This is a genomic window from Streptomyces sp. NPDC054863 (genome assembly GCF_053610825.1).
Genome location: NZ_JBSGZD010000465.1, coordinates 1 through 3800, shown reverse-complemented (window position 1 = coordinate 3800; position 3800 = coordinate 1). Strand labels below are relative to the sequence as shown.

The 3800-nt window shown below is 66.6% G+C and carries 4 protein-coding genes; 2 read left to right on the top strand and 2 right to left on the bottom strand.

The genetic code is table 11. The annotated features are described in order from the left end of the window. Positions 1-29: 29 nt before the first annotated feature. Entirely contained in the window at positions 30-398 is a 369-nt protein-coding gene (locus ACWGIG_RS37660; protein ID WP_453326228.1) for a hypothetical protein, read from the bottom strand. Positions 399-645: 247 nt separating this feature from the next. On the opposite strand from ACWGIG_RS37660, the gene ACWGIG_RS37655 reads away from it, so the two are divergent. Continuing rightward, a complete protein-coding gene (locus ACWGIG_RS37655; protein ID WP_453326227.1) occupies positions 646-2196 on the top strand; it encodes a tryptophan halogenase family protein in 1551 nt (516 codons plus the stop codon). Positions 2197-2301: 105 nt separating this feature from the next. Then, entirely contained in the window at positions 2302-2817 is a 516-nt protein-coding gene (locus ACWGIG_RS37650) for a flavin reductase family protein (protein ID WP_453326226.1), read from the top strand. A 51-nt stretch (positions 2818-2868) separates the two neighbouring features. On the opposite strand, the gene ACWGIG_RS37645 is transcribed toward ACWGIG_RS37650, so the two are convergent. Next, positions 2869-3798: an ArsR/SmtB family transcription factor gene (locus ACWGIG_RS37645; RefSeq protein WP_453326225.1), complete on the bottom strand. Its 930-nt coding sequence runs from the start codon at positions 3796-3798 to the stop codon at positions 2869-2871. Positions 3799-3800: the final 2 nt, after the last annotated feature.

Here is a 3800-nt window from a genome sequence, read left to right as displayed (position 1 = left end):
CCCTGCTGTTTGTCAGTGGAGAGACAGAGTCATCCCCAGATACTGCAACTTCCGCTCCACACCCCCTTGGCGAGCACATTGCCCTGGGTGTCATGGACCGAGATGTAGAAGTCCCCGATGTACCCGTCATGCCCGGAGAACCAGGTCCCATCAGCCTTCACCACCAGGTTGACGTCGGGCCTGTCCGCGGATGAGCCGAAGCTGACCACTATCGCCTGGCCAGGCTGGTAACCGCTGCCACTGGCCGAATAGTAGCGACTGAAACCGTCACAGTACCCGGAGGTCTGCAGCGCCTGGGTCTGAACCACCTGCGCCTGGGCCGGAGCGGCCAGGAATCCCGACAGGGTCAAGGCCGCAGCGGCAGCCACCGCGCCGGCTGCTTTGGGAATGATGCGCATCAAAAGGGTCTCCTCGCGTGACAGAAAATCGAATAGGACACGAGATGTCCTCCCGGAACCCTATTGGAACTCACCGCAAGAATCACGGACCCTTCCGTGGAATTCCTATACGTCGGCTACATTTGACCGATACCACGAGGCCCACCTGCAACATTCACTGGAAACTTAATGATGTACCCATCTTCCCTTCTGGCGCCTAGTGTCAATTCCATCTGCACTCCGCAGGGTTTCCGGATTGGGGTCTCGCATGCTCAACAGAGTTGTCATCGTGGGTGGCGGTACGGCGGGTTGGATGACCGCTTCCTACTTCAAGGCCGCTTTCGGCGACCGGATCGACATCACACTGGTGGAGTCCGGAAATGTCGGATCAGTCGGCGTGGGCGAGGCCACATTCAGTGACATCCGGCACTTCTTCGAGTTCCTGGGACTCAAGGAGAAGGACTGGATGCCTGCCTGCAACGCCACTTACAAGCTGGCTGTGCGCTTCGAGAACTGGCGCGAGAAGGGGCACTACTTCTACCACCCCTTCGAGCAGATGCGCTCGGTCAACGGCTTCCCGCTGACCGACTGGTGGCTCAAGGAGGGGCCGACGGACCGTTTCGACAAGGACTGTTTCGTCATGGCGTCGGTCATCGACGCCGGCCTCAGCCCGCGTCGGCTCGACGGCACCCTGATCGACCAGCCCTTCGACGAGGGCGCGGACGAGATGCAGGGTCTGACGATGTCCGAGCACCAGGGCAAGACACAGTTCCCGTACGCCTACCACTTCGAGGCCTCCCTGCTGGCGAAGTACCTCACGAAGTACTCGGTGGAGCGCGGCGTCAAGCACATCATCGACGACGTCAACAAGGTCGACCTCGACGAGCTCGGCTACATATCCGGGGTGAACACCGCCGAGCACGGCGATCTCACCGGTGATCTGTTCATCGACTGCACCGGGTTCCGCGGAGTACTGGTGAACAAGGCCCTGGAAGAGCCGTTCATCTCGTACCAGGACACCCTGCCCAACGACAGCGCAGTCGCGCTTCAGGTCCCGATGGACATGGAGAAGCGCGGCATCCGTCCCTGTACCACCGCCACCGCCCAGGACGCCGGCTGGATCTGGACGATCCCGCTGATGGGCCGCGTCGGCACGGGATACGTCTATGCCAAGGACTACCTGTCGCCCGAGGACGCCGAACGCACGCTGCGTGAGTTCGTCGGCCCCGCCGCGAACGACGTCGAGGCCAATCACATCAAGATGCGCATCGGCCGCACCCGCAACTCCTGGGTGAAGAACTGTGTGGCCATCGGCCTCTCCAGCGGTTTCGTGGAGCCGCTGGAGTCGACCGGAATCTTCTTCATTCACCACGCGATCGAGCAGCTCGTGAAGAACTTCCCCGCCGACGACTGGGACCCGACCCACCGCGACCGGTACAACGACTCCGTCGCCCACGTCATGGACGGTGTGCGGGAGTTCCTGGTGATGCACTACCTGGGTGCCAAGCGGAACGACACCCAGTACTGGCGGGACACCAAGACCCGCAAGATTCCCGACGGATTGGCCGAGCGCATCGAGAAGTGGAAGACGCAGCTGCCCGACAGCGAGACGGTCTTCCCCTACTACCACGGCCTGCCGCCGTACTCGTACCAGTGCATCCTGCTCGGTACCGGCGGCTTCGAGCTGAAGCCGTCGCCCGCGCTGGGGCTCTCGGATTCGAGTGCCGCGCAGCGGGAGTTCGAGGCCGTACGGGAGAAGACCCGGCACCTCACCGAGACGCTGCCGAAGGCATACGAGTACTTCTCCTCGATGCGCTGACACCTCGATGCCGTATCTCGTCGAGCCGTCCGTGCTGGGGCCGGCCGGCGGCCTCACCACGGACGGCCCCTGGCCGGTGCCCGTACCGAAGGAAGGCAGAGTGCGATGACCGAGTCGGCAGTCGAAATCTCGACAGCTGCGGCCCCCGAAGAGTTCCGGACGATGATGAGCGGGTTCCCGACGGGCGTCAGTGTCGTCACCACCACCGACCAGGACGGTGCGCGGCGCGGCATGACCTGCTCATCGGTGTGCAGCGTCTCCCTGGAACCACCCGTCCTCCTGGTCAACCTTCGCTGCGGCAGCCCTACGCTCGACGCGGTCCTGGCCTCGGGTGCCTTCGCGGTGAACCTGCTGCACGCCGGCGCCCAGGAGACCGCGGTGCTCTTCGCCTCCGGAAATCAGCGCCGCTTCGACATGGTCGCGTGGGAGGCCGGCCCGGGGGCGGCCGGACCGCACCTGACGCGGGACGCCCACACCGTCGCCGACTGCGAGGTGCTCCTCACCCAGCGGGTGGGCGATCACATGACGGTGTACGGCCGGGTCCGCCGGGTCACCGGGCGTGGTGAGAAGTCGCCGCTCCTGTACGGCCTCCGGCAGTTCCGCAGCTGGCCGGCGGCTTGACGGGGGGCGTCGGCGGGCCGGGTCGAAGGGCCCGGTGTCCGTGGCCACGGGTCAGCTCGCGGCGGACCCCGGCACGAGGTCCGCCGCCGGCATCGTGTCCCGCAGCCTGCCGCCGAGCAGTGCCATCCCCAGCGGAGTCACCGTGTGCAGCACGTTGTTGCGCGCCCTGCGCGTGGTGATCAGGCCCGACTGCCGCAGGATCGCGGCATGCTGGCTGGCGCCCGCCGAGGAGATGCCGAGCCGGGCGGCGAGCTGGCTGGTGGTGCAGGCCGCGGTCACCGCCCGCAGTGCCGCCGCTCTGGTCTGACCGATCAGCGCGCTGAGTGCCTGGACGCTGTTGTCGGGGCTGCCCCACAGGTCGGCGGTACGCATCGAAGCGGCGGGCGCGGCGAAGACGAGGGCGGTCATTCCGGTCTCTCGCTCGGACTCCACGACCCTGCCGACCCGGCCCGGCAGGAAGACCGAAGGACACAGCAGCAGCCCCTGGCCGTCGAGGTGGATGTCGCGGTCGGGGCCGTCGGGTATTTCCAGGACCGACCCGTTCCACACGCCCTTCGGGTGCAGGGTGGCGAGCAGTCGTTCCATGCCCCCGGCCATGGCGGTCCGGCCGAGTGCGTCGCACTCGGCCTCCAGCCGTTCCTGGATTCGGTCCCAGTACGGGGCGACCCCGGCCCGCCAGACGTCCAGCGCCAGCCGGGCGGTGTCCGCACGGGACCTGAACGACCCCGAACCGCCCGTGAGTTGCCCGCGTTCCAGCAGGAACAGCAGGTCGTCCGGGGCCTTGACGCTGCGCATCCACTGGCCGGGAGCCGGCCCCACGGACGCGCGTGCGCGCAACCTCCCGAGAACTTCGGCGCGCCATCGCGCGTAGTCGGGGTGGCCCGATCCGGCCAGCACCCCGAGCGCGAAGGCGCCCTCGGCGACAGGGCCGAGCGTGCCCTGAAGCCGGGTACGGGCCAGGTCGGACGCGGTGAAATGGATTC

Bases quoted from the DNA above. Each gene is read 5' to 3' on its own strand.
- ACWGIG_RS37660 (WP_453326228.1), bottom strand. From the start codon at position 398: ATGCGCATCATTCCCAAAGCAGCCGGCGCGGTGGCTGCCGCTGCGGCC.
- ACWGIG_RS37650 (WP_453326226.1), top strand. From the start codon at position 2,302: ATGACCGAGTCGGCAGTCGAAATCTCGACAGCTGCGGCCCCCGAAGAG.
- ACWGIG_RS37655 (WP_453326227.1), top strand. From the start codon at position 646: ATGCTCAACAGAGTTGTCATCGTGGGTGGCGGTACGGCGGGTTGGATG.